The 23,057-nt window shown below is 63.2% G+C and carries 26 protein-coding genes; 12 read left to right on the forward strand and 14 right to left on the reverse strand.

The window, feature by feature from the left end; genetic code table 11:
• Positions 1–21 precede the first annotated feature (21 nt).
• Together ACMCNM_RS17470 and ACMCNM_RS17475 are read right to left on the reverse strand one after the other, a co-directional pair.
• The gene (locus tag ACMCNM_RS17470; RefSeq protein WP_186680124.1) at positions 22–915 is read right to left on the reverse strand and encodes a DUF2950 domain-containing protein; all 894 of its coding nucleotides are present in this window, start codon (positions 913–915) and stop codon (positions 22–24) included.
• Positions 912–2,378 (reverse strand): DUF3300 domain-containing protein, encoded by a 1,467-nt coding sequence (locus ACMCNM_RS17475; protein ID WP_412765040.1) that lies wholly within the window; start codon positions 2,376–2,378, stop codon positions 912–914. Before ACMCNM_RS17475 ends, ACMCNM_RS17470 begins: the two co-directional genes overlap by 4 nt.
• Before the next feature lie 204 nt (positions 2,379–2,582).
• On the opposite strand from ACMCNM_RS17475, the gene ACMCNM_RS17480 reads away from it, so the two are divergent.
• Positions 2,583–2,834: a hypothetical protein gene (locus ACMCNM_RS17480; protein ID WP_412765041.1), complete on the forward strand. Its 252-nt coding sequence runs from the start codon at positions 2,583–2,585 to the stop codon at positions 2,832–2,834.
• Between the two features lie 81 nt (positions 2,835–2,915).
• Entirely contained in the window at positions 2,916–3,635 is a 720-nt protein-coding gene (locus tag ACMCNM_RS17485; RefSeq protein ID WP_238213421.1) for a TorF family putative porin, read from the forward strand.
• On the opposite strand, the gene ACMCNM_RS17490 is transcribed toward ACMCNM_RS17485, so the two are convergent.
• Positions 3,632–4,504 (reverse strand): DMT family transporter, encoded by an 873-nt coding sequence (locus ACMCNM_RS17490; RefSeq protein ID WP_339549629.1) that lies wholly within the window; start codon positions 4,502–4,504, stop codon positions 3,632–3,634. The genes ACMCNM_RS17485 and ACMCNM_RS17490 overlap by 4 nt on opposite strands.
• A gap of 100 nt (positions 4,505–4,604) precedes the next feature.
• Positions 4,605–5,015, reverse strand: coding sequence for a RidA family protein (locus ACMCNM_RS17495; protein WP_412765042.1), 411 nt, complete (start codon positions 5,013–5,015; stop codon positions 4,605–4,607).
• Positions 5,016–5,204: 189 nt separating this feature from the next.
• Here ACMCNM_RS17495 and ACMCNM_RS17500 point away from each other — a divergent pair, with 189 nt between their 5' ends.
• Entirely contained in the window at positions 5,205–5,522 is a 318-nt protein-coding gene (locus ACMCNM_RS17500; protein ID WP_412765043.1) for a hypothetical protein, read from the forward strand.
• A gap of 50 nt (positions 5,523–5,572) precedes the next feature.
• On the opposite strand, the gene ACMCNM_RS17505 is transcribed toward ACMCNM_RS17500, so the two are convergent.
• Complete coding sequence (locus tag ACMCNM_RS17505; protein ID WP_027593522.1) at positions 5,573–5,785, reverse strand: PLDc N-terminal domain-containing protein; 213 nt, start codon at positions 5,783–5,785, stop codon at positions 5,573–5,575.
• A gap of 98 nt (positions 5,786–5,883) precedes the next feature.
• Complete coding sequence (locus ACMCNM_RS17510) at positions 5,884–6,354, reverse strand: FAD/FMN-containing dehydrogenase (RefSeq protein ID WP_099454365.1); 471 nt, start codon at positions 6,352–6,354, stop codon at positions 5,884–5,886.
• A 138-nt stretch (positions 6,355–6,492) separates the two neighbouring features.
• Here ACMCNM_RS17510 and ACMCNM_RS17515 point away from each other — a divergent pair, with 138 nt between their 5' ends.
• Positions 6,493–7,500 carry a GlxA family transcriptional regulator gene (locus tag ACMCNM_RS17515; RefSeq protein ID WP_027593523.1) on the forward strand — a complete coding sequence of 336 codons (1,008 nt, stop codon included), beginning with the start codon at positions 6,493–6,495 and terminating at the stop codon, positions 7,498–7,500.
• A gap of 6 nt (positions 7,501–7,506) precedes the next feature.
• Here ACMCNM_RS17515 and ACMCNM_RS17520 read toward each other — a convergent pair whose 3' ends face one another.
• On the reverse strand, positions 7,507–8,178 hold the full coding sequence (locus tag ACMCNM_RS17520; protein ID WP_027593524.1) for a TetR/AcrR family transcriptional regulator: 672 nt from the start codon (positions 8,176–8,178) through the stop codon (positions 7,507–7,509).
• A 180-nt stretch (positions 8,179–8,358) separates the two neighbouring features.
• Between ACMCNM_RS17520 and ACMCNM_RS17525 the strand changes: the two genes are divergently transcribed.
• Positions 8,359–9,243 carry a DMT family transporter gene (locus ACMCNM_RS17525; protein ID WP_412765044.1) on the forward strand — a complete coding sequence of 295 codons (885 nt, stop codon included), beginning with the start codon at positions 8,359–8,361 and terminating at the stop codon, positions 9,241–9,243.
• Between the two features lie 8 nt (positions 9,244–9,251).
• Here ACMCNM_RS17525 and ACMCNM_RS17530 read toward each other — a convergent pair whose 3' ends face one another.
• The gene (locus ACMCNM_RS17530; protein WP_412765045.1) at positions 9,252–10,136 is read right to left on the reverse strand and encodes a hypothetical protein; all 885 of its coding nucleotides are present in this window, start codon (positions 10,134–10,136) and stop codon (positions 9,252–9,254) included.
• A gap of 217 nt (positions 10,137–10,353) precedes the next feature.
• Between ACMCNM_RS17530 and ACMCNM_RS17535 the strand changes: the two genes are divergently transcribed.
• The 5 genes from ACMCNM_RS17535 (at position 10,354) to ACMCNM_RS17555 (ending at position 15,406) form a co-directional block, all read left to right on the forward strand.
• Positions 10,354–11,334 carry an aliphatic sulfonate ABC transporter substrate-binding protein gene (locus ACMCNM_RS17535; protein ID WP_186703554.1) on the forward strand — a complete coding sequence of 327 codons (981 nt, stop codon included), beginning with the start codon at positions 10,354–10,356 and terminating at the stop codon, positions 11,332–11,334.
• Between the two features lie 16 nt (positions 11,335–11,350).
• Positions 11,351–12,742 (forward strand): LLM class flavin-dependent oxidoreductase, encoded by a 1,392-nt coding sequence (locus ACMCNM_RS17540; RefSeq protein WP_099429139.1) that lies wholly within the window; start codon positions 11,351–11,353, stop codon positions 12,740–12,742.
• Between the two features lie 106 nt (positions 12,743–12,848).
• Entirely contained in the window at positions 12,849–13,685 is an 837-nt protein-coding gene (locus ACMCNM_RS17545) for a bifunctional allantoicase/(S)-ureidoglycine aminohydrolase (protein ID WP_186680176.1), read from the forward strand.
• Positions 13,686–13,786: 101 nt separating this feature from the next.
• Positions 13,787–14,392, forward strand: a complete 606-nt coding sequence (locus tag ACMCNM_RS17550) for an START domain-containing protein (RefSeq protein ID WP_412765046.1) — start codon at positions 13,787–13,789, stop codon at positions 14,390–14,392.
• 90 nt (positions 14,393–14,482) lie between these two features.
• Positions 14,483–15,406: a LysR substrate-binding domain-containing protein gene (locus ACMCNM_RS17555; RefSeq protein WP_186680182.1), complete on the forward strand. Its 924-nt coding sequence runs from the start codon at positions 14,483–14,485 to the stop codon at positions 15,404–15,406.
• Between the two features lie 48 nt (positions 15,407–15,454).
• Here the strand turns inward: ACMCNM_RS17555 and ACMCNM_RS17560 are convergent, their stop codons facing one another.
• The gene (locus ACMCNM_RS17560) at positions 15,455–16,873 is read right to left on the reverse strand and encodes an amino acid permease (protein ID WP_186680185.1); all 1,419 of its coding nucleotides are present in this window, start codon (positions 16,871–16,873) and stop codon (positions 15,455–15,457) included.
• Between the two features lie 379 nt (positions 16,874–17,252).
• On the reverse strand, positions 17,253–17,675 hold the full coding sequence (locus ACMCNM_RS17565; protein WP_027593533.1) for an Lrp/AsnC family transcriptional regulator: 423 nt from the start codon (positions 17,673–17,675) through the stop codon (positions 17,253–17,255).
• A gap of 191 nt (positions 17,676–17,866) precedes the next feature.
• Here ACMCNM_RS17565 and ACMCNM_RS17570 point away from each other — a divergent pair, with 191 nt between their 5' ends.
• Positions 17,867–18,919, forward strand: a complete 1,053-nt coding sequence (locus ACMCNM_RS17570) for an ornithine cyclodeaminase (protein ID WP_186680187.1) — start codon at positions 17,867–17,869, stop codon at positions 18,917–18,919.
• Between the two features lie 33 nt (positions 18,920–18,952).
• Entirely contained in the window at positions 18,953–19,912 is a 960-nt protein-coding gene (gene ctlX / locus ACMCNM_RS17575; RefSeq protein ID WP_412765047.1) for a citrulline utilization hydrolase CtlX, read from the forward strand.
• Between the two features lie 111 nt (positions 19,913–20,023).
• Here ctlX and sodC read toward each other — a convergent pair whose 3' ends face one another.
• From sodC to ACMCNM_RS17595, 4 genes are all read right to left on the reverse strand, one after another.
• Positions 20,024–20,539 carry a superoxide dismutase [Cu-Zn] SodC gene (gene sodC, locus ACMCNM_RS17580; protein ID WP_412765048.1) on the reverse strand — a complete coding sequence of 172 codons (516 nt, stop codon included), beginning with the start codon at positions 20,537–20,539 and terminating at the stop codon, positions 20,024–20,026.
• Between the two features lie 120 nt (positions 20,540–20,659).
• Positions 20,660–21,607: a FecR domain-containing protein gene (locus tag ACMCNM_RS17585; protein ID WP_412765049.1), complete on the reverse strand. Its 948-nt coding sequence runs from the start codon at positions 21,605–21,607 to the stop codon at positions 20,660–20,662.
• Positions 21,604–22,119 (reverse strand): sigma-70 family RNA polymerase sigma factor, encoded by a 516-nt coding sequence (locus ACMCNM_RS17590; RefSeq protein ID WP_186680196.1) that lies wholly within the window; start codon positions 22,117–22,119, stop codon positions 21,604–21,606. Before ACMCNM_RS17590 ends, ACMCNM_RS17585 begins: the two co-directional genes overlap by 4 nt.
• A 53-nt stretch (positions 22,120–22,172) precedes the next feature.
• The gene (locus ACMCNM_RS17595; RefSeq protein WP_085274280.1) at positions 22,173–23,054 is read right to left on the reverse strand and encodes a LysR substrate-binding domain-containing protein; all 882 of its coding nucleotides are present in this window, start codon (positions 23,052–23,054) and stop codon (positions 22,173–22,175) included.
• Positions 23,055–23,057 lie beyond the last annotated feature (3 nt).

Below are 23,057 nucleotides of genomic sequence, written 5' to 3' on the forward strand. Positions count from 1 at the left end.
CGGCGCAGGGATGCGCCGTGCTCACTCGATCGCCGTGGTATCGACCTCTTTCCAGCTGTCATCCGGGTCGAAGCGTTTCATCTCCTTGGCCAGCCTGTCCCCGTGTGGCCCGAGGTCTTTCTCGAAGACCTGGCCGTCATGGCTGATCATGAAGCTCATCACCCCTGTGTCGTCATACTTCGCTGGCCAGGCGATCAGGGCAAAGCCGCGGCTCATCTGGTTGCCAATCAGGTAGCTGTAAGCGCCACCGGGAGCCGACGGGCCTTGCGCATCGAGGATGCGGAAGTGATAGCCATACCAGTCGTCACCCACCACATCCTGGCCGAACAGCGGCCCCAGCGGGCTGACCTGCCCATCACCTTCATCGTCCCAGTACAGGCCGTCATGCTTGCCAGGCTCGCTGAAAATCTTCTGCGCGTATTCCAGCGCACCATTGCCGTTGCGGTCTTGTGAGGCGTAGTCCATCTGCGCGTCGTGGTACGCCAGCATCGACTGCAGGGCGCCCAGTTCGTTGCGGCCAATGCGCCGGGCGCGGATTTCGGCACTGCCGGCCTTGAGGTCGAAACGCCAGCCCTGGCTGCTTTTGCTCAGGGGTATAGGCAACGTCCAGTGATCACTGCCCACCGCCAGTATGGCCTTGCCCTGGGCCGTCATGTCGATGCTGTGCTGCGCGCGATACTGCTCCAGGAAGGTGTCCACATCGCTGCGTTGCACACCCCCACGCGGGATGTAGGTACGCCAGTCATCGCCCAGCAGTTGGGCCAGGCGGGCTTCATCCGCCTTCTCTTGGCCCAGCGCCGCGACGAAGGCCTCCACGGCCTTCTCCGGTGTCGGAAAAGCGTCTTGCGCTGCGGCCAGGGATGACCAGGCCAGGCCTGCAGTGAGCAGCAATGCCCCGAGTAATGGACGGTTCATCGACGGCCACCTCCCCCGCGGCGTGCAGGCGCACTGGGCCGGGAGATCGGGTGCCCGGCGGCACGCGATGCGTTCGGCCGCTGGGCGAACGACTGGCTGGTGCGGCCGCGGCTGGCCTGCGCGCTGGTGCGCGACGGCGAGCGCACGCCATCAAAGGCATTGTTACGCGCCCGGCCTGCGGTATTGGCGGGGCGGTTCTGCGCCCCTGGCCGCGCCTGGCCTTCACCTTGTCTGCGTGAGTTCACCTGGTTGTTCTGCTGCCGGCCTTGGGTATTACGTGTGTCCTGTCGGCGGTCGGCTGGCCGTGCCGCGTCGTTACGCGATTGCATGCGATTGCCGACCGAATTGCCCGCCTGCGCCTCGCGCACCTGCTGGCGGGCCTGGCGGTTGCTGGTGGCCGGCCGCTCGATGCCAGCCCGGTCCATTGAAGCCCTGGCGTTGTTGCGTGCCTGGGCACGCTGGGCGTCGTCGCCACGGAACGCGGTACGCTGGGTAGCACCGTCCAGCTGGCGACCATATTGCTGGCGGCTGCGGGCATCGCGGTAAGGCACACCCTCGCGGTTCGCGGCGTTGTGCTGCCATTTGTTCTGGTTGTTGGTGATGCGGTTGTTGCCGTTGATGTTGTTGTAGCGGTTGACGTCGATGTCGATGTCATTATTGCCCCAGTCACAGTCGCCCCACAGCGAACTGACAATCGCCACGCCCGTACCGAAGGCCAGGCCCGCCACCAGCGCAGAACCGGCGTAGTACATCGGCGGTGGCGGGTAGTACACCGGCGGCGAGGCCGGGTAAGCCCAGGTGCCGTAGGTGGTGGTGGGGTTGTAGCTGGGCACGTACACCACTTGCGGGTCGGCCGGCTCGATAATGATGGTGGTGGGCGGGCTGCTGGCCGGGGCCGCCTGCTTGCTGCTACCACCGCTGGAAGCCGGCGCTGCCGCCGGAGCCGCCTGCACGGTCACATTCTGGTACTGGTTGCTCTGCAGGTTGCCGGCCGCCTGCGCTTGATGACGCAAGCGCTGCACGCCGGCCATGACATCGTCGGGTTGCGCGAGGAAGGCGTCGCCCAGGCGTTGTACCCACACGGGGTCCTGGCCCAGGGTCGCCAGCAACTGCGGGAAGGCCACCAGCGCCTGCACGCTCGGGTCCCACGGCTGTTTCGCCACCTGCTTGACCGCATCGTCGCCAGAGGCCTTGGGGTTGGCCTTGGACCAGGTCACGGCTTCACTCACCTGCCCCGGGTAGGTGGCGGCCATCAGCACCTGGGCCAGCAACGCGTCGGGGTACAGCGCGATGGGTGCGAGCATCTGGTCCAGTTGCTCCTGGGTGAACACCGCCTCCTTGGCCGCGAGCGTGTCGGCTTGTGGGGCCGGGTCCGGCGCGGGTACATCTTGTGCCAGCACCCGGCCAGGTGCAGCGCTCAGGCACAGCACCGCCGAAAGGACGGCAATCAATGGCATGCGCATCGCTAATCCCTATGAGGTCAGACCGCGTGGGTTAAGGGTAGCAATGGCAATCCGTTTGACCAGCAGAGAGGGCGCTAACTTTTCGCACTGATGGTTGTATCGATAGTGACTATCGAACGAGGCAATTTCTACTGATCGGCCCGGCCCAATAACCTAGCGCCATTGATTCGAACTTGGCGAATCCCCGCACCCCGGAGCTACCCGATGAATACCCTGGCCCGCCTCTCGCTCACTGCCCTGGCCGCTACCGCCATCGCCCTGTTGGCCGGCTGTGCCAGCCACCCCGAACTGCGCCCGTACAGCGCCGAAGAAACCCGCCAACTGCAACTGGAAGCCTTGCAACGCCGTGGCCTGTCGCTGGACGACTACGAGCTGCAACGGCGGGTGATCCAGCGTGCCAACGACCTGCCTGTAGTCACTGAAGCCGCCGACGCTGCCCCTTCGACCAAAGGCTGAAGGCCATAGCCAACGGTTCCCTCCTCCCGCCTGCGCAGGTATCCTTTACCGCTCAACCGCAAGCCTTCCAGGACGGAGACCATGACCAGGCCCCTTCTGTTGCTGAGTGCTGCACTGCTCTTCAGCCCCCTGCTGCTGGCCCAGCAAATGAAACGCGAACTGGGCGACATCGACTTCACGCTAGGCACCACACCCTCCCGCAGCATGGCCCAAGGGCTGATTTCGCCCAGCGCCATCGGCGCATTCCATGGTGGCCTCGACCTCAGCCACCGCAGTGGCTGGTACCTGGGCCAATACGCCCCGAGCATGGGCGTCACCCCAAACTCCACCCTGCGGTTGGACAGCTACCTGGGCTACAAGCACCACTTCGACAGCAGCCTCGGTTACGAGGTGGGTTTGATTCATTACAGCCAGCCCACTGTCGCAGGCCCCGACAGTTACGCGCTGTACGGCGGCGTGTCGGTGCTGGGCAGCCGCTTTGGCGGGGCGCTGCGCGACAACCCCGACAACCGCACCGGCACCCTCTTTGCCGACTTCGGCCAATTGCCGCTGTTCGACGTCGACCTCACCGTCAAACTCGCCCATCACCGCTTGGGCACGCCGTTCACCATTGGCGATGGCAGCCAGGTGAATGCCTTTTCCGACTGGTCGCTGGAACTGTCGCGGCCTTGGCTGGGCATCGACCTGAACCTGATCTACAGCAACTCCAACCTCAGTGGCGGCGGTTGTGATGCGTATTCGGGGATCAACACGTATTGCGAAAGCGTCGTCACGCTCAAGGCGCAGCGCAGCTTCTTTTAACGGCGCGGTGCCAGGGCCAGCGCGATACCGCCCAGCACTACGACACACGCCACTAGCAAACGCAACGACAGCGGCTCACCAATCAGGCAAACCCCGCCCACTGCGGCAATCACCGGCACACTGAGCTGCATCGTTGCCGCCTGTTGTGCGCTGACCTGCCTGACCACGCCATACCACACGGCATAACCCGCCCCCGAGGCCAGCACGCCCGAGGCAAGCGCATACAGTAAACCGGGGGCGGTCAACTGCGTGCCGCCACCGACCCACAGCACGGGTGCCAGCAGCACCAGGCATGGCAGGCTGCGGGCAAAATTGCCGGCGGTATCCGCCAACGGCCTGGGTGAGCCTTTGCCTAACAGCGAATAGACGCCCCACGCCACGCCCGAGGCGGCCATCAGCAAGGCGCTGGTCAAGGGTGGCGCCTCTGCACCGGGCAACAACAGCACCAGCAGGCCAGCAAAGGCGATCAGCATGCCCAGCAGCATCCGCGGGGTGATGCGCTCGCCTTTGTACGCGGCAAAACCAAACATGGTGATCTGCACGGCGCCGAACAACAGCAACGCACCTGCGCCAGCGCCCAGTTGCAGGTACGCCGCAGAAAACAGAAATGCATAAAGGAACAGCGCCAGGCCGCCTCTCCAACTGCCGCCCTGGGGGACTGCGGGCTTGCGTAGCCGTATCAGCAGCAAGAGGAACAGCGCACCACTGGCCAGCCGCACCACCGTGAACGATGCGGGGTCGATAGCCCCGTCCCGCAGTGCCAACCGGCAAAACACCGAATTGGCGGCGAAGGCCACCAGGCTGAACAGTGCGGGCCAGAGCCAGGCCCTGGCCTTGCGGTCGGTAAGCGTGGTGGTGCCGGTGCTCATGGTGGGGTCACCTCTGAGAGGGTTATTGTTGTTATATCGGCCCTGCAGCTACCGATATACAACAGAGTGTTTCCCTGGCGCCACCCCCGAGTGGCAGCCGCTACAGCGCTGCCACCGCGTCGATCTCCACCAGCATGCCGCCCAGCGCTAGCCGAGGCACGGGTATCAGTGTGCAGGTCGGTTTCATGAGCGGGCCCCAGGCCCTGTCAGCCTCGGCCACCCATTGCTGCAGACGCGCCTCGCTGTGATCGACGATCAGCAAGGTCAGCTTGAACACCTGTGCCAGGCTGGCGCCTTTGGAGGCCAGGGCCGTTTCGAGGTTGGCCAGGGCCTGTCGGGCCTGGTCGGCGAATGCCGGCGACAGATGCCCGTTGGCGTCCTCGCCGCCCTGGCCGGCGATATACAGCAAACGGCTGCCAGCAGGCACTTCTGCGACATGGGAATAGGCATTGCCACTGGGGTTATACAGCCCTGCAGGGTTGGACAGCTGGAAAGGTGCTGAACGGGACACGGTGAATACTCGCACGGAGAAAAGTGCCGCCGAGTATCAGACCTCGAGTTAGCTTGAGGTCAAGCGCTGTAGGACTTTTCACATGACGCGGTCAGCGTGTTGAACCACGTGTGTGTTTTCAGCGGCGTCTGCCTGCCGCTAGAGTGCAAAACCCGGCACGGAGGCCTGCCCGCAACAAGGAAAGCGACAATGACCAAGCACCACTTTCAACTTGCCTACACCATTAACCCACGGCATGACGGCGATGACGACGAGGCCGCCCGCGCCCGGCTGCACTTGCGCAACATCGGCTGGGACACCGTGGACCACATCGAAACCACCCTGCTAGGCGTGGTCCAGCTTTACCAAGGCACCACGGCAGCCCGTGTCGATGAAGCCGAAAAGCAGATTCGCGACCGCATACACGAAGAGCTCAAAAGCCTGCGTGTGGTGTCGCGGGTGAAGTTTCACGGCAGCCTGATGGTCGACGGCCTGGGCCAGGCCATTTACTTCAGCATCGTGCCCTGAGCCGCGAGCAGTGACCGCACCAGGCGCCCCCGCGCCTGGTGCCATGGCCATCACTTTTCTTGCAGCACTGCCCTGCCCTTCACCGCTCGCGGCCCGCGCCACGCCCAGAACAAAAGGCCGGGGAACGGCGCATAGACCACGAAGACGACCCACAGCATCTTGCGTTCTGCGCGGCGGTCACTGCCGATGATGTGCCAGATGGCCCAGATTTCCAGCAGGATCACAAAGGCCGCGATGATGATCCAGATCGTTCCGATTTCCATGAGCACTCTCCCATTTGGCATGTAATGGGTTGGGTTGCAGTGAATGCTGAGGGTTCAGATTGATTTACCTGGTGTCAGGGCGCTATATCCGGTCAACCTCAGTGACGCGCTGCCTGCTCCAGCGCTGCCTTCAACGCCACCGCATCGGCGAACGCCCGCTGGCTCACCAACGCACCGTGCTCCAGTTGCAACCACTGCACCTGGCCCTCCTGCCCCGGATAGCGACTGGCCACCCTTCCTTCACGGTCGAGCAGCACCCGATAGTTGTAATCGCGCATGGCGGGGATAGCGAACAGCTTGCTGATCAGCGCCGGCATGCGCTGGATGTCGGCAACGAAGACCGCATCGCGGGCTTCCAAATAGCCCTTAGGCTGCTCGGCCAGTGCCGCCTTCACCAACTTGGCACCGTCCATGTCCCGCGCTACCAGCAGAATATGCGTGCCGGCATCGAGGCTGTACGCTTGGTCGTGCTGGTCGAGCAGCGTCCACGGGGCAAGCTTTTCGCCCGGTTCCAAGGCATTGGCCAGCAACGGCAACAGGCTGAGCAACAGGGTAACGGCATATTTCATCAACGGCATCCTCAATCGTAGAGTCACCTGGCAGATTGCCTTAACACGACCTGAAATACGACAGGCCCACCCGAGAGATTGTCTTTCCCCCGGCCACCCGCCACACTCCGCCTGGCCAGCCAGGAAGCGGAGTCCAGAGTGCCCACCCCACGCCAGTTCAGCAAGAAGACCAGCACCAGCAACATGCTGAGGCTAAAGTCCACCACCGGAAATGCCCAAGCGCCCTATCGGGTCGACTTCGTATTGCTCGAACACTTCTCCATGGCCAGCTTCACCGTGGCCATGGATGTGCTGGTCACGGCCAACCTGCTGCGCGCCGACAGCTTCCAGTTCACCCCACTGTCGCTGGACGGCGACCGGGTGCTGAGCGACCTGGGGCTGGAGCTGGTCGCCAGCGAACTGTCCGCCGAAGCGCTCAAGGAACTCGACCTGCTGATCATCTGCGGTGGCCTGCGCACCCCGCTCAAGTACCCTGAGCTCGACCGCATGCTGGACGACTGCGCCGCCCATGGCATGGCCCTGGGCGGCCTGTGGAACGGCGCCTGGTTCCTGGGCCGCGCAGGCGTGCTGGACGACTACGGTTGCAGCATCCACCCCGAGCAACGCGCCAGCCTCTCTGAACGCAGCCCGCAAACCCGCATCACCCCGGCCAGCTTCACCCTCGACCGCGACCGCCTCAGCGCCGCCAGCCCCAATGGCGCGATGGAGCTGATGCTCGGCCTGGTCCGCAGGCTGTACGGCGATGGCCTGGCCGAAGGCGTCGAAGAAATATTGTCGTTCTCCGGCGCGCGCTATCGCCAGGTCGGGCCCGGGGCGAAAAAGTCCATGAGCCTGCACATGCGCACCATCGTCGAGCTGATGGAAAACAACCTCGAAGAAACCCTCAGCCTTGATCAACTGGCCGCCTACAGCGGGCGCTCACGCCGGCAGATCGACCGCCTGTTCCAGGCCCAGCTGGGCACCTCGCCGCGGCGCTACTACATGGAATTGCGCATCACCAAAAGCCGCCGGCTGCTGCAGTATTCCGACCTGTCGGTGATGGAAGTGGCAGTGGCCTGCGGATTCGTGTCGGTGTCGCACTTCAGCAAGTGCTATGCGGCGTACTTCGGCTACCCGCCGTCACGCGAACAACGGCTGGGCGAGTGACCCCGCTCAGGCGCGGATATAGCGGATGACTGCGTCACAGATCATGTTCTTGTGGCGCTGCTTGATCTCGTCGTCGGCGAGGTCTATCTGGAAGATCTCGCCGAAGGTGTGGCGGTTCGACACCCGGTAGAAGCAGAACGAACTCATCAGCATGTGCAGGTCGATGACCTCGATTCCGGAACGGAAAACACCTTCCTGCTCGCCCCGACGCAGGGTGCTGCCGAGCGCTTCGAGCACCAGGCTGCTCATTTCGCGGATGACCGGCGACTGCTTGACGTACTCGCCATAGTGAATGTTTTCGGTGCAGATGATGCGCACGAAATCGACATTGCGGTCGTGGTGATCGAAGGTGAACTCCACCAGGCGACGGATCGCCTGCTCGGCCGGCAGCGACTCCAGGTCCAGGCTTTGTTCGGTCTTGCGGATATCACCGTAGAGCTTGACCAGGCACTCGACGTACAACTGCTCCTTGCTGCCGAAGTAGTAGTAGATCATGCGTTTGGAGGTGGCGGTGCGCTCGGCGATGGCATCGACGCGCGCGCCGGCCAGGCCCTGCTGGACGAACTCGTTGATGGCGGCCTGAAGGATGTCCTCGCGCGTTTTCTCGGGGTTGTTCTTGCGCGACTTGCGCACCCCTTCGATCTCAGGCTGGCCGAGGCTGACTACGGAATCACTCATACCCACTCACAGGCTGTTTATTGGAATGAGGGGATTATCCGTGAGCGCGGCCATGCAGGGAAGCACGCTGTTGGTCGGGTAGCCATCAAAGGGCATTACAGGCAAACCACTGGCGGCGCTTGTAGTCACGCCCTTCAACCCGCTAGCCTGCGTTTCTCTGCCTCGGACGGACCCTGCCCCATGCAACCGCGTGACCTTGCCGCTTACCTGTTTCTGGCCATTGCCTGGGGCTTTTCCTTTCTGGTGGTGCTCAAGACGGTGCACGCCTTTGGCTGGGTCGGCGCGGTCAGCCTGCGCTCGCTGATTGCCGGTAGTACCTTGGCCATTCTGGGCGCGGTGTGCGGCCGTGCCTTGCGCCTGCGACCGTTGCTGAAACCGCTGCTGGTGATCGGCGCCACTACCGTGGCCGGGCAGTTGATCGGGATGTCTTACGCCACGCCACGGATCGGTACCGCCATGGCGGCGATCTTCGTGGCCACCATCCCGCTGTTCTCGATGATCATCGGCCGTGTCTGGGGGCTGGAGAAGATCACCCTGCAAGGCCTCATCGGCCTGCTGCTGGGCTTTGTCGGCATCGCCATGCTGGTGGGCTTTCCGGCCCAACCGGTCAACGACGTCTTCATCCACGGCTGTATCGCGTCGCTGTTCGGAGCCTTGAGCGCCGCGTTCGGTAGCAACTACGCCAGCCTACACGTGCGTGGCCAGGACCCGTGGACGGTGACCGGCGGCGCATTCCTGGCCGGCGGCCTGATGACCTTGCCGCTGTTGCTGGTGGTGCCCGTGCCTAGCGTGCCCCAGGCCAGAGACTGGCTTTACCTGCTGATCAGCGGCGGGGTCATGAGCGCTACCACGTATGTGCTGTTTTTCGGCCTGGTCGCCCGTATCGGTGCCACCCGCGCCATCAGCGTAGAGTTCGTGGTCACCCTGGTGGCGGTGCTGGTGGGGGCGCTGTTCCTCGATGAAACCTTGAGCCTGCTGCAGGTCGCCGGCGGCGGGGTGATCCTGCTCGGCTGCATGCTGGTGCTGGGCTTGCTGCCCGGGCGCAAGCAACGCCTGCCGAGCTGATCGATCGGTCAGTCACGCTGCGCGGTGCTGCGCTCCATCGGTGGAGTCAGGTGCAGCACGCGGTTGCGCCCGCCCTCAGCCAGCAGGTAGCCGCCCTTGCCATCGGCGACGATAGACTGGGGCGCCTTGAGGAACGACAGCACAGTCTGGCGCGAGCCATCGGCGTCGATACGCAGCAGGCGGGCGCGGTGCGTGTTGTCTTCGCTGATCCACAAACCGCGCTGGTCGCAGAACAGGAAGGTTGGGTTACGCAGGCCATCGACCACCACCGGGTCTTGGCCGTCTTCGGACAAGGCGCGGACCTTGCCGTTGGCTTTCTCGGTATACAGCAGGCGGCCATCGCTGCAGCGGGTCAGGCCTTCGGTTTCGGTAAGCCCGGAACGCAGCACGTCAAGCTGGCCAGTGCGCCAGTCATAGCGCATCAAGCGGCCATTGCCCTTGCGGTCCTCGATGGCATAGAGGAAATCGCCATCATTCCACAACCCTTGCACGCTCTCGCCGTCGAACAGCCGGGTCACCTGGCCATCGCGCGACAGGCTGACCGGCGCGAAGCCCCCTTCCTGGCTGAACACCCAGCCGCCGTCGACGGCGACCATGCCATCAGGTTTGGACAGGTTGTCGACCACCACGACCCGGTCGCCCTGGGCGGTGATCTTGAGGATGCTGCCTTTGCCGTCGTCCAGTTCGCGGCTGACCAGCAGGCTGCCGTCAGCTTGTGGCAGCAACGAGGCTGCTTTGGCCACGTCGCGGTGCAACACGTCGACGTCCCAGCCGCTGGCAGCCTGGACGGGGTAGAAACTCTGCCAGGCAAAGAAGCCAAGCGTGGCCGCGAGTAGGCTGGCAGTAGCGGTCAGGGCGATGCGGGTGCTGCGCTTGCGCAGGATGTGCGGCATGAAAAGGCTCCTCAAACGTGATCGGGATCCTAACAAAGCGATGTGAAAAAAAAGTGATGGCACAGTGCCCTTCTGTGCAATCGCACGCCGCTAAACTACAAAAAGGATATAAAAATAACTAAACATTCTAACCAAATGGAATTAAAAAATTGAAAGCCAAACGCCACCTCCTTAGTCTGGGCGCACGGATTACCACCCCCTTCCAGGAGCCCCCCTCATGCCCACCCGTGCCTTTTCCCCCTTGCGCCGCCTGTTGATCGGCGGCCTGTTGGCCAGTGTCGCCAGCGCCTTGCTGCCCTGGTCCAACGCCCTCGCCGAAGACGCCAAAACCCTGCGGATCGGCTATCAGAAATTCAACAGCATCAACATTCTCAAAGGCAGTGGTGCCCTGGAGAAGGCCCTCGCCCCGCAGGGGGTGACCGTCAGCTGGCACGAGTTCGCCGCGGGCCCGCAACTGCTCGAAGCGCTGAGCACCGGCGCCATTGACCTCGGCCACGCCGCCGACGCCCCCTCGGTCTTTGCCCAGGCCGCCGGCAAGCCAGTGGTTTACCTGGCCGCCGAGCAACCCTACCCGCGCGGTATCGGCCTGGTGGTACGCGAACAGGACCACCTCACAGGCGTGCAGGACCTCAAAGGCAAGCGGGTGGCTACCGGCCGTGGCTGGAACGCGCAATACCTGTTGGCCGTCGCACTGGAGCAAGCCGGCCTGAGCTACCAGGACATCACCCCCGCCTACGTCAATAACGCAGCTGATGCCGTGGCCGCCCTGCAATCGGGCAGCGTCCAGGCCGTGACCCTGTGGGACCCGTTCCTCGCCGCGGCAGAAAGCCAGCCGGGCTTGAAGAACCTGCGTGACGGCAGTGGCTTGTCCAATAACCGCACCTTCTACCTGTCCACCGCGGCATTCGCCGACCAGCACCGCGCCCTGCTCAAGACCTTCTTCGCCGAACTGGGCAAGGTCAGCCAATGGGCCAACGCCAAGCCCGCCGAAGTCGCCGCGCTGCTGGCGCCGCAGCTGGGGATCAAGGCCGATGTGCTGGAAGTGGCCAGCGAGCGCCGTAACTACAACGCCGTCGCCATCACCCCGCAGATCGTCGCCGAACAGCAAAAGCTGGCCGACACCTTCCAGGGCCTGGGCCTGATCCCGCGTAAGTTGCAGGTAGCCGATGCGGTCTACCCGGCTTCCGTGCTGCCGTGACCGGAGAATGACCGCCATGCCCCGCCCGATCCGCTTCAACGCGTTCAGCATGAACGCCGCCAGCCACCAGTCCCCCGGCCTGTGGCGCCACCCGCGTAACACCAGTGTGGCCTTCAACCGCCTGGGCTACTGGACCGACCTGGCCCGCCTGCTGGAGCGCGGCCTGTTCGACGCGCTGTTCATTGCCGACGTACTGGGCATCTACGACGTCTACCAGGGCGGCCCTGAAGCGGCCTTGCGCGGGGGTGTGCAGGTGCCGGTCAACGACCCGCTGCTGCTGGTCCCGGCCATGGCCGGCGTAACCGAGCACCTGGGCTTTGGTGTGACTTTTTCACTGACCTACGAACACCCCTACCCCTTTGCCCGGCGCATGTCCACGCTCGACCACCTGAGCAATGGCCGTGTCGGCTGGAACATCGTCACCGGTTACCTGGACAGCGCCGCGCGTAATTTGGGCCTGGCCCGCCAACTGGGCCACGATCAGCGTTACGACCTGGCCGAGGAATACCTGCAGGTGCTGTACAAACTGTGGGAGAAAAGCTGGGACGACGACGCGGTGGTGCTGGAGCGTGACAGCGGCCGTTATATCGACCCTTCCCGGGTCCACCCGATCGGCCACGTCGGCGAGCACTTCCAGGTGCCCGGCACACACCTGTGCCAGCCCTCGCCGCAACGCACGCCGGTGTTGTTCCAGGCTGGCGCCTCGGCACGCGGCCAGCAGTTTGCCGCGCAGCATGCCGAGTGCGTGTTCATCAGCGGGCCGACGACCACGGTACTGCGCCGCTATGCCGATGGCATTCGCCAGGCCAGCGAAGTGGCCGGGCGTGGTCGCGACGAGGTGTTGATCTACGCCCAGGCACTGTTGATCGTCGCCCCCACGCGTGAAGAGGCCGAAGCCCGCTTTGCCGAGTACCGGGGCTATGTCGACCTGGACGCCGCGCTGGCCCTGCTGTCGGGCTGGACCGGCATCGACTTCGCCGGCCTCGACCCCGACGCACCGATCGAGTATGTCGAGAACGATGCCGGCCGCGCCGCCCTGGCCGCCTTCACCGCCGCCGACCCCAACCGCCGCTGGACCGTGCGCGAAGCGGCCGAATTCGTCGGCCTGGGGGGCCGTGGCCCGGTCCTGGTCGGCGCTGCCAGTGACATCGCCGACCAGTTGGAAACGTGGCTGGACGAGACCGGTATCGACGGTTTCAACCTCACGTACGCGGTGCAACCGGACGACCTGGCCAACGTCGTCGAGCTGCTGGTGCCCGAGCTGCAACGCCGCGGCCGCTACCCCTTGCACTACCAGGATGGCACCCTGCGTCACAAGCTGTTCGGCCAGGGCGACCGCTTGCCAGAGCAGCATGCAGGGCGCCAGGTTAGCATTCAGCAAGCAAATACCGGGTATTCCAACATTTAATTTGTAGATGGCACGCGCTCGACCCTATTCTGTCGGCACATCCCCTGCGCCGCACCGGCCGGTGCGGTTCACGGCACGGGGAGAGAACAACAAGTCGAGATCGTCCATGTCGAATCATTCCTACTTCGCCCCCCACGGTGGGCACCCAGCTCAAACCGAGCTGCTGACTGACCGTGCCATGTTCACCGAAGCCTATGCCGTCATCCCCAAGGGCGTGATGCGTGACATCGTCACCAGCCACCTGCCGTTCTGGGACAAGATGCGCATGTGGGTCATCGCCCGCCCATTGACCGGCTTTGCCGAGACCTTCTCGCAGTACATCGTCGAAGTGGCCCCGGAAGGCGGCAGCGAGCGCCCAGAGTTGGACGTAAACGCTGAAGCCGTGGTGTTCGTGGTCGAGGGTGAGCTCGACATCACCCTGGAAGGCAAGCCCCACACCCTGAAGCAAGGCGGCTACGCCTTCATCGCCCCAGGCGCCGAATGGAGCCTGCGCAACCACAGCAAGGCCAACGTCACCTTCCACTGGCTGCGCAAGCACTACCAGAAGGTTGAAGGCCTGGACCTGCCAGAGTCCTTCGTCACCCACCGTGACAACGCCACCGTCATCGAAATGCCGGGCACCGAAGGCCGCTGGAAAACCACCCGCTTCGTCGACATGGCCGACATGCGCCACGACATGCACGTCAATATCGTGACCTTCCAGCCGGGCGGCGTGATTCCGTTCGCTGAAACCCACGTCATGGAACATGGCCTGTACGTGCTGGAAGGCAAGGCTGTGTACCGCCTGAACCAGGACTGGGTCGAAGTCGAAGCCGGTGACTTCATGTGGCTGCGCGCCTTCTGCCCGCAAGCCTGCTACGCCGGTGGCCCAGGCAACTTTAGCTACCTGCTGTACAAGGACGTCAACCGCCACGTGCACCTGACGCTCAACCCACAGCGCTAAGCGTTTAGTTAAGCCCAGCCTGTTGGACCGAAGCCCGCCTCCCTGGCGGGCTTTCTGTTTGCCGCTCATACTGAACAATCCTGCCCTGCGCGGTGCTCACCATGAACCGCTACCGCCCGCTTGCCGCCTTGTTGCTGGCGCTGTCCAGTACCGTTCAGGCGACCGACGACTGGAACCTGGCCTACGACAGGGAAGGCATTCGTGTCTACCTCAGCGGCGCCGGCGATTCCCCCTACCAGCAGTTTCGCGGTGTCAGCACCATGAAGGCCAGCGTACGCACGTTGACAGACCTGCAGGAAAACCTGCGCGTGGCCTGCAAATGGCTGTATGCCTGCGCCGAAATGCGCTTGTTGGAGGTCGACGGCGACAGTACCTGGGTCTACCTGACCACCAACTTGCCGTGGCCGACCCTGCCGCGGGACATCGTGGTCAAGGTGACCACTGAAAAGCGCGACGACGGCACCCTGCTGCGCCACCTGAGCGCCGACCCTGGCAAGATCCCCGAAGTGGAGGGGCTGATCCGCGTGCAGCGCCTTAGTGGTCAGTGGGTGATGAAACCGCTGGGTGACAAGCAGACCGAAGTCACGTACCAGCTCAAGGCAGACCCGGCCGGGGATGTGCCGGGGTGGCTGGCCAACCGCTTTGTGGTGGATGCACCGGTGGTGACATTACGCACGCTGCGGGCAGTGGCCGAGCGCCAGCACTGAAGGCCTGCTGGCGACTACCGCCCTGGCGGTTTTTCTGCCACTGTCTGGGCGCGACGCGGACCAGCGCGTCGCGCCTTGCCAGGACGTCGCATGAAAACACAAGAATACGGCAACAAGCACAAAGGCTACCGGCGCATCATCCCGTCGATGACGGCACTGCTCGAATTCGAGGCCGTGGCCCGGCACAACAGCTTCACCCTGGCCGCGCAGGAGTTGGGCGTGACCCAGGCAGCGGTGAGCAAACAGGTCAAGCAGCTCGAAGAAACCCTCGGCAGCCAGCTGTTCCAGCGCCTGCACCGGGGCGTGCGCCTGACCAGCGAGGGCCAGGCCCTGTATGCGGTCATTTCCGATTCGCTGCAAAAGATCGCCTCGGTCTTCGACCGCCTCAGCGAGGGTGGCAATGAGCAAGAACTGGTGCTGAGCTGCACCGCGACGTTTTCCCAGCTGCGGGTCATGCCGCGCCTGGGCACCTTGCGCACCGCCCTGCCCCACGTGCGCCTGCGCCTGGCCACACAGATGTTCATGGGCGACCTGCGCAATCACGATGTCGATCTGCTGGTGCGCTATGGCAACGGGCGCTGGGAAGACGGCACCGCGGTGCAGCTGTTCGAGGAAGAAATATTTCCGGTGTGTTCACCCGACTGGCTCACCCGCAACAGCCTGCCGGAGTCACTAGAAGGGTTGTACGGCGCCGACTTGCTCGATGCCGATGCCACGACCGAGGGCTGGATGACCTGGCCTACCTGGTTCCGCGAAGCGGGTGGGCACCCGCCCAAACTTCGCTACAGCCTGCGTTGCCACTTGTACGCCGACACCGTCCAGGCGGCGCTGCATGGGCATGGTGTGGCGCTGGGGTGGGGTCGAATGGTCGATCACCTGTTGGCGTCCGGTGAACTGGTGCGCCTGACCGACCTGGTGGTCAAACCCCGCGAGGCCTACTACTTGGTAGTGCCCCATGGCCGCAGCACTACCCCGACCATTCTGGGCTTGGTGGACTGGCTGCGCGACAGCTGAAAGCGACAGTGGCCGTGGGCGTTACCCCAGGGCCAACTGCACTGCGCTTCAGGAAGCCGTAGCCGCTACTTGCCGAGCGCACACCTTAACCCGGCGCCGGTAGGCGAGCAGCAAGCCGATGTACCACAGCGGCATCACATACAGCGCGGTGCGTGTGTCAGGCTCGAGCGCCAACAGGCACAACACGAAGATCAGGAACAGCTGCGCCGATGCCGCCGTCACTTTGCCACCTGGCAGCTTGAACCTGGACTGCTCATGCGCCTTGGGGTTTTGCCGACGGTAGGCAAAGTAGGACATCAGGATCAGCGACCAGGTGACGATGATCATCACCGCCGAAATGGTCGACACCAACGTGAAGACCGTCATGACCTCCGGGATCACGAACAACAGCGTCAGCGCAATCGCCATGCACACCCCCGAAAACACCAGCGCCCTGACCGGCGTACCCGACCCGGACAGCCGCCCGAACGCGGTCGGCGCCTGTTGCTGGTGGGACAGGCCGTAAAGCATCCGCGACCCCGAATACACACCGCTGTTGGCCGACGAGGCGGCAGACGTCAGCACCACGAAATTGATAATACCGGCCGCAGCCGGCAGGCCGCCCAGCAGGAACAGCTCGACGAACGGGCTGCGGTTTGCCGGCACATTTGCCCACGAGACCACGCTGATGATGCACACCAGCGAGCAGATGTAGAACAACAGGATGCGCACGGGAATGGTGTTGATCGCTTTGGGCAGGGTCTTTTCCGGGTCCTTGGCCTCTGCGGCCGCGGTACCGATCAGTTCGGTGCCCACAAACGAGAAGATCGCGATCTGGAAGCCGGCGAGGAAGCCGAGAATGCCATGGGGCATGACCACACCGGGTGCCACCAGATGGCTGAAGGACGCCGTGACCCCGGCTGGCGACGTGTAGGACGTGGCCACCATCACCAGCCCCGTGACCACCAGCAGCACGATCGCCACGATCTTGATCAGCCCGAACCAGAACTCAACCTCGCCAAACGCCTTTACCGCCAGCATGTTCAGGCCCAGCAGCAGGAACATGGTGGCAAATGCCGGTAGCCAGGTGGGCACCTCGGGGTACCAGTACTGGAAGAAGCCTGCCACCACGACCACATCACCCACCGCCGCGACCACCCAACTGAGCCAGTAGGACCAGCTGAGGATGAAACCGGCGCGTGGCCCCAGGTAGTTGTGTACCAGGTCTGCGAACGACTCCATGTGCAGGTTGGCCAGCAGCATCTCGCCCATCGCACGCATGATGCAGAACACGAAAAAGCCGATGATGGCGTACACCAAAATGATCGAAGTGCCGGAAAGCGCAATGATCTTGCCCGAGCCCATGAACAGCCCGGTGCCGATCGCACCACTGATCGAAATGAGCTGAATGTGCCTGTTTTCCAGCCGTCGCTTCAGCGTACGGCCAGGCTGCCCGGTCGCGTCTTGCGAGTTGCACGTTTGCTGCATAGTTGACCTCTTATTCTTTTTCTGTGAAACCACATCCCTTCACTGCGCACTTTAATTGGTACGCACGTGCACACGTGTTGTAATAACAAGCGCAGCAGGCATGGGTATTAACGCAGACGGAAATACACGCCCCGATGAAACTTCTCATCAGGCTTAATTAATTATGAAAGCCCATCACACGTGCACGCCGATTAATCTGGTCATGCCCGGCAAGACATTTAAACGTGAAACACAGGGTGCTGACGCTGTTTCATTTTGCCAGCCGTTGTGGGCAATCGGAACGCTACAGACTGCACACACGAAATGGGATTTGTTGCACTGTGAAAGGCCGGGGTGACAGTTTGCGCCAGGCGCCTGCCCATTCCGGCTATCGCAGTGATCACATCTTGAAGGTGGAGAGCAAAATGCTGGTCTCGGTGTTCTCGATGTGCTGTATCGAGCGAATGGTGTTCAACGCCCGGTCGAAGGCCTCGAGGGTGTCGGCCCGCAGCTCGGCCATCAGGTCCCAGCGGCCATTGGTGGTGTGGATGGCCACCACGTTGGGGTGCCCGCGCAGCGCGTGCTTGACCTCCGCAGCATGGTGGCCGCTGATGCCGATGCTGGTAATTGCCCGTACGCCTTGCTCCAGGGCATCTGACCTGAGGCGAATCGTGTAGCCCATGATCACCCCTTGTTCCTCAAGCTTGGTGATGCGGTTCTGCACCGTTGCCCTGGCAACCTTGAGTTTCTTGGCAAGGGTGAGGATCGGCGTGCGTGCATTATCACGCAACAGCGCGATCAGTTCCCGGTCTACAGTGTCCATGGTGCCTGCCCATTAATCAGATTGTTATTCTAGGGTCGCAGATTGTCTAGAAAGATGACGAAACTGGCAACCTGCTCTCTTCAATTTGACGCAACCTTTCATCAAACTCTTCGTGCTGGCAACCCCTCAACAATCTTAAGCGTTCACCCTGCAGGCCTTAAGGTGAGAGCGCGCATAAAAGGTGCAAGAGCATGACGTATTTCATTGATGTTCCAACCATGTCCGATTTGGTCCATGACATTGGCGTAGCGCCCTTCATTGGTGAACTCGCCGCCGCCCTGCGCGAAGACTTTAAACGTTGGCAGGACTTTGATAAGTCCGCCCGTGTTGCCAGCCATTCGGAAGTGGGTGTGATCGAGTTGATGCCGGTCGCCGACACGCATCGCTATGCGTTCAAATACGTCAACGGGCACCCTGCCAATACAGCAAAAGACCTTCATACCGTCATGGCCTTTGGCGTGTTGGCCGACGTGGCGACCGGTTACCCGGTACTGTTGTCTGAACTGACCATCGCCACCGCCCTGCGCACTGCCGCCACATCCTTGATGGCCGCCCAGGCACTGGCCCGGCCGAACGCGAAAAAAATGGCGCTGATCGGCAACGGCGCGCAAAGCGAATTCCAGGCACTGGCCTTCCACAAACACCTGGGTATCGAGGAAATCGTCGCCTTCGACACCGACCCGCTGGCCACCGCCAAGCTGATCGCCAACCTCAAGGAGTACAGCGGCCTTACCATTCGCAAGGCCCGCTCTGTTGCCGAGGCGGTCAAAGGCGTCGACATCATCACCACGGTGACCGCCGACAAGGCCTACGCGACCATCATCACCCCCGACATGCTCGAACCCGGCATGCACTTGAACGCAGTGGGCGGCGACTGCCCAGGCAAGACCGAACTGCATGCCGATGTATTGCGCAGCGCACGCGTGTTCGTCGAGTACGAACCGCAGACCCGTATCGAAGGTGACATCCAGCAATTGCCTGGCGACTTCCCGGTGGTCGACCTCTGGCGTGTACTGCGGGGTGAAACCGAAGGCCGCCAAAGCGACAGCCAGGTAACCGTATTCGACTCGGTGGGCTTCGCGCTCGAAGACTACACCGTACTACGGTATGTACTACAGGAAGCCGAAAAGCGCGGCCTGGGTTCAAAAATCGACCTGGTGCCCTGGGTGGACGAAGACCCGAAAGACCTGTTCAGCCACACCCGCGGCCGCGCTGCCAAAAGCCGCATCCGACGCGTTGCATAACCCTACGGTCAGCTCTTAATTTCGGTATTCCAGATGGCATTTCCAACGCGTTCGATTCAAGCACCTGCGGCAGTGGTCATGGTCAGGCCGCACGCCTTCACCCCCAACCCGGAAACAGCGGCAGACAATTCGTTTCAGAGCACCCACCCTGACGTCGCCGCGCAGGCCTTGGCCGATGTGGCGCGCGACGAAGTCACCCAGACCGCGGGGCGGCTTGAAGCCGAGGGTGTGCGGGTGCACCTGTTCGACGACTTTGGCGAGCAGAACACGCCGGACTCGGTGTTCCCTAACAACTGGTTTTCCACCCACCCGGGCGGCCACATCGCGATCTACTCGATGTATTCGCGCAACCGCCGCCGCGAACGGCGGGCAGATGTCATCGAGATGCTCAAGCATGAGTACCGGGTGCAGGATGTGATCGACTATTCCGGGCTGGAACAGGACGAGCTGTTTCTCGAAGGGACCGGGGCAATGGTGTTCGACCATTTGTCCAGGGTCGCCTACACCGCCCGCTCCAACCGCGCCGACCCGATCGCCCTCGAGCGTTTCAGCACGCACTTCAACTTCGAGCCCATGGTGTTCGACACGGCCGACGAACAAGGCACGCCGATCTACCACACCAACGTCCTGATGTGCGTGGCAACGGAGTTTGCACTGGTGGGGTTTGACACGTTCACCAACCCGAGCCGTGCGCAGGAGGTGCGCATGCGCCTGATCGAGTCAGGCCGTGATGTGATCGACCTGAGCAACCAGCAGATCAGCCAGTTTGCCGGCAACGCCATCGAGCTTTCAGGGCGCGATGGTCGAATCCTTGCGCTTTCGCGCAAAGCGTTCGACAGCCTTACGGGCCAGCAGCGTCAACGCATCGAGCGTTCGGCGCGGCTGGTGCCTTTGGATGTGCCGACCATCGAGATGGCCGGGGGCTCGGTGCGTTGCATGATCGCCGGGATTCACCTGTCACCGAGAAGCTCACGCCCGCTTTCGATCAATTAATTGAAAGCCACCTGTAGGAGCAGCCTTGTGCTGCGAAGAGGCCGGTACAGCTGTTGCAGATGATGTGGCTGCAATGGCCTCTTCGCAGCGCAAGGCTGCTCCTACCCGCCGTTACTGCACAACCCCGCATGCCATCCGCGCACCACCACCGCCCAGTTTTTCCGGGTGGTCACTGTGGTTGTCGCCACCGGCATGCACCATCAACGCATGACCTTTGAAGTCCGCAGCCTTGAGGCGTGGTGCGAGCACCGGATAGCTGGCCTTGCCATCGGCCCCCACGTACAGCGCCGGCAAGTCACCCCGGTGGCCGCTGTCATCGTAGGGCCCTTTATGCGCCTGGGTCGAATGCGGGTCCCAGTGGCCACCCGCCCCGCCAGCAGGCACCGGCTTGCCGTTCTCCTCCGTGGGAGCACACGACGCATTCTGATGCAGGTGGAAGCCATGCACGCCGGGTGGCAGGTCGTTGAGATCAGGGGTCAGAAGGGTGCCGTATTGGTTTTGCTCAATGCTGATGGTCCCGATCGACTTGCCTGGGCCGTCGGGGCCTGCCAGCTTGAGTTCCACCGTCTGGGCGGCCTGCGCAAGGCCGGTGCTGGCCAGCAATGCAACGAAAAGCGCTGCTTTCATGTTGGTTCTCCATGGCGTGGGATGACGGGTGTCGTACCCAGGTAACAGTTGGGACTGCACAGCCTGCCAGGTATTCCATTTGGCCACAGACTGAAACACTTCCCCCTGTGCGGTATGCACTTAGGCAGGTTGCTTGCGCGGTGTCAGCGACACCCAGTAGCGGGTCCGGTAATGCACCTGCAGCGGCAGGCTGGCAGCCAACAAGGCAAGGATGCGGTCGTTGTCGTCGAGCTGGAAGGTGGCGGTCACGCTCAGGCGCTCCAGGGCTGGGTCCCAACGCAGCAGCCCGGGGCGATAGCGGTCGAGTTCGCGCAATACATCGCCCAAGGGTTGGTTGTCGACCATCAACAGGCCTTGCTGCCAACCCGGTAACTGCGCGTCGAACGCCTCTATAGGCCCTGCCCCGCTTGCAGCAAGGGTTACCCTCTGCCCAGCCTGCAATGATAGCGCGCCGCCCTGGGCCGTTTGCAGGCGCACGGCGCCATCGCTGACCGACACGCGGTAGTGCTGCCCTTGCTGACGCACACAAAAACTCGCCCGGGTAGCAAAGACAGTGCCTTGGGCGGTCTGCACCTGCAACGGGCCGACGCAGACCACGGCAATCTCACCCCGTACCAGTTGCACAACGTGCTGGCCGCCCTGCACAGACAGGTTCACCGCACTGGCAGTGTTCAAATGCACGCGCCCTCCCCCTGCCAGCACGTGGCCACGCCGTTCGCCGGTGGCGGTGTGCAGGTCGGCGCGCCAGCTGTCCACGGGTAGCTGACGGTAGCCATACCAAGCTAGCGGCGCCAGCGTGCCGATCGCCAGGGCCTGGCCCAGCAACCGGCGGCGGTCAGGGTCCGGACGGTCCAGGCAGGCCACGGCAAGCGACGATGGCACGGCGGAAAACTGCGTGCGCAGGGCCTCGGCTTTTTGCCACAGCGCTTCATGGGCAGCGCTGCGTGCACGCCAGCTAAGCAGCGCGGCAACCTGCCCATCATCCAGCGGGCCAGCGTCCTGCAAGGCCAACCAATGCGCGGCCTCGCGGGCCAGCTGCCGAGCGCGGGCGTCGACGGGCGCGCTCACAACGCCACCAACAGGCAATGCGCGTACGCCTTGACCATGTAGCGTTTGACCGTACGCTCAGAGACCTGCAAACGCTCGGCAATGGTTGCGTAGTCGACCCCTTCCAACTGCGCCCATAGAAAAGCTTGGCGCACGGCGCGTGGCAGGCCGTCGAGCAGTTCGTCCAAGGCCTGCAAGGCTTCAAGCAGTATCCAGCGTTGCTCCGGCGAGGGTGCCAGCGCTTCGGGCAGGTTGGCCAGGGCTTCCAGGTAAGCGCGCTCCAGGCTGCGTCGCTTGTAGTGGTTGATCAGCAGCCGCTTGCCCACGGTCAGTAGATAGGCCCTGGGCTCACGCAGGCTGGGTAGCGTCTGCCCGGGGTGCGCGGCGAGCACCCGCAAGAAGGTGTCCTGGGCCAAGTCGGCGGCCTCCCAGGCATCGCCCAGGCGGCGCGAGAGCCAGCCTTCCAGCCAACTGCGATGGTCGCGGTAAAGCGTGCCGAAGGAGGTTTCGTCTGCCGGGGTGGAGTCGGTCATTCAAGGGCACGCTAGCGGGCTAAAGGTATTAATGCGACTGATTCTAATTGCTTTTAGATCCCACCTCCAGCCAACAATTGCGTCATCACCTCGGCCAGTGCCTTGACCATCACGTCTGCCGTGGGTCGATGGACGATGACGATTTCGTAGCTGTCGACCTCGGGCAGCCCCTGCTCGCCCCCCAGCACCCGGTGCTCGCGCGTTGCCGCCCGCGGCGGTAGCAGGCTGATGCCCATGCCATCGGCGACTGCAGCCTGGATGCCGCTGAGGCTGGAACTGGTAAAGCTGATACGCCAGCGCCGGCCCATGCCTTCGATGGCGGTGATCATGTCATCGCGGTACAGCCCGCGTGGCGGAAAGGTCACCAACGGGATCGGGTCGAGTTCAAAAGCCGGCGTGCGCGCACTGTCTATCCACTGCAGGCGCTCTGGCCAGCAGGCCACCCCTTCGCGGCTGTTGCGCCGCTGCTTCAGCAGCACCAAGTCGAGCTCGCCATTGTCGTAGGCTTGGCTGAGGTCACGGCACAGCCCGCTGGTCACTTCCAGTTTGACCTGCGGGTGCAGCCGGCTGAACGCCGACAGGGCGTTGGTGGTGCGCCCACCGACGAAATCCTCGGGCACGCCAAGGCGCACGGTGACACCGACCATCGCCCCTGCCAGCGCTTCGAGCATCTGGTCGTTCAAGGCCAGCATATGGCGGGCATAGCCGAGCAAGGTCTGCCCAGCGTCGGTGGGCAGCACGTCACGGTTGCCGCGCACCAGCAAACGGTGGCCGACCATTTCTTCGAGTCGCCGCACCTTCTGGCTGATGGTGGACTGGGTCGAGTGCAGGCGTGCGGCGGCGGTGGTGAAACTGCCGCAATCGGCCACCACGACGATCGCGCGCAGCAAGTCGAGGTCGAACAGTGCTCTATTCGATTTCACGCTGATAGACATCTG

The sequence above is a fragment of the Pseudomonas sp. NGC7 genome, from assembly GCF_047159675.1.
Classification (GTDB): Bacteria; Pseudomonadota; Gammaproteobacteria; order Pseudomonadales; family Pseudomonadaceae; genus Aquipseudomonas; species Aquipseudomonas kermanshahensis.

Coding starts and splice junctions, on each gene's coding strand:
- ACMCNM_RS17525 (WP_412765044.1), top strand. CDS start 8,359: ATGCAACCGCGTGACCTTGCCGCTTACCTGTTTCTGGCCATTGCCTGG.
- ACMCNM_RS17560 (WP_186680185.1), bottom strand. CDS start 16,873: ATGCAGCAAACGTGCAACTCGCAAGACGCGACCGGGCAGCCTGGCCGT.
- ACMCNM_RS17520 (WP_027593524.1), bottom strand. CDS start 8,178: ATGAGTGATTCCGTAGTCAGCCTCGGCCAGCCTGAGATCGAAGGGGTG.
- ACMCNM_RS17540 (WP_099429139.1), top strand. CDS start 11,351: ATGCCCCGCCCGATCCGCTTCAACGCGTTCAGCATGAACGCCGCCAGC.
- ACMCNM_RS17595 (WP_085274280.1), bottom strand. CDS start 23,054: ATGTCTATCAGCGTGAAATCGAATAGAGCACTGTTCGACCTCGACTTG.
- ACMCNM_RS17565 (WP_027593533.1), bottom strand. CDS start 17,675: ATGGACACTGTAGACCGGGAACTGATCGCGCTGTTGCGTGATAATGCA.
- ACMCNM_RS17570 (WP_186680187.1), top strand. CDS start 17,867: ATGACGTATTTCATTGATGTTCCAACCATGTCCGATTTGGTCCATGAC.
- ACMCNM_RS17475 (WP_412765040.1), bottom strand. CDS start 2,378: ATGCGCATGCCATTGATTGCCGTCCTTTCGGCGGTGCTGTGCCTGAGC.
- ACMCNM_RS17485 (WP_238213421.1), top strand. CDS start 2,916: ATGACCAGGCCCCTTCTGTTGCTGAGTGCTGCACTGCTCTTCAGCCCC.
- ACMCNM_RS17505 (WP_027593522.1), bottom strand. CDS start 5,785: ATGGAAATCGGAACGATCTGGATCATCATCGCGGCCTTTGTGATCCTG.
- ACMCNM_RS17550 (WP_412765046.1), top strand. CDS start 13,787: ATGAACCGCTACCGCCCGCTTGCCGCCTTGTTGCTGGCGCTGTCCAGT.
- sodC (WP_412765048.1), bottom strand. CDS start 20,539: ATGAAAGCAGCGCTTTTCGTTGCATTGCTGGCCAGCACCGGCCTTGCG.
- ACMCNM_RS17490 (WP_339549629.1), bottom strand. CDS start 4,504: ATGAGCACCGGCACCACCACGCTTACCGACCGCAAGGCCAGGGCCTGG.
- ACMCNM_RS17535 (WP_186703554.1), top strand. CDS start 10,354: ATGCCCACCCGTGCCTTTTCCCCCTTGCGCCGCCTGTTGATCGGCGGC.
- ctlX (WP_412765047.1), top strand. CDS start 18,953: ATGGCATTTCCAACGCGTTCGATTCAAGCACCTGCGGCAGTGGTCATG.
- ACMCNM_RS17555 (WP_186680182.1), top strand. CDS start 14,483: ATGAAAACACAAGAATACGGCAACAAGCACAAAGGCTACCGGCGCATC.
- ACMCNM_RS17500 (WP_412765043.1), top strand. CDS start 5,205: ATGACCAAGCACCACTTTCAACTTGCCTACACCATTAACCCACGGCAT.
- ACMCNM_RS17480 (WP_412765041.1), top strand. CDS start 2,583: ATGAATACCCTGGCCCGCCTCTCGCTCACTGCCCTGGCCGCTACCGCC.
- ACMCNM_RS17510 (WP_099454365.1), bottom strand. CDS start 6,354: ATGAAATATGCCGTTACCCTGTTGCTCAGCCTGTTGCCGTTGCTGGCC.
- ACMCNM_RS17545 (WP_186680176.1), top strand. CDS start 12,849: ATGTCGAATCATTCCTACTTCGCCCCCCACGGTGGGCACCCAGCTCAA.
- ACMCNM_RS17590 (WP_186680196.1), bottom strand. CDS start 22,119: ATGACCGACTCCACCCCGGCAGACGAAACCTCCTTCGGCACGCTTTAC.
- ACMCNM_RS17470 (WP_186680124.1), bottom strand. CDS start 915: ATGAACCGTCCATTACTCGGGGCATTGCTGCTCACTGCAGGCCTGGCC.
- ACMCNM_RS17530 (WP_412765045.1), bottom strand. CDS start 10,136: ATGCCGCACATCCTGCGCAAGCGCAGCACCCGCATCGCCCTGACCGCT.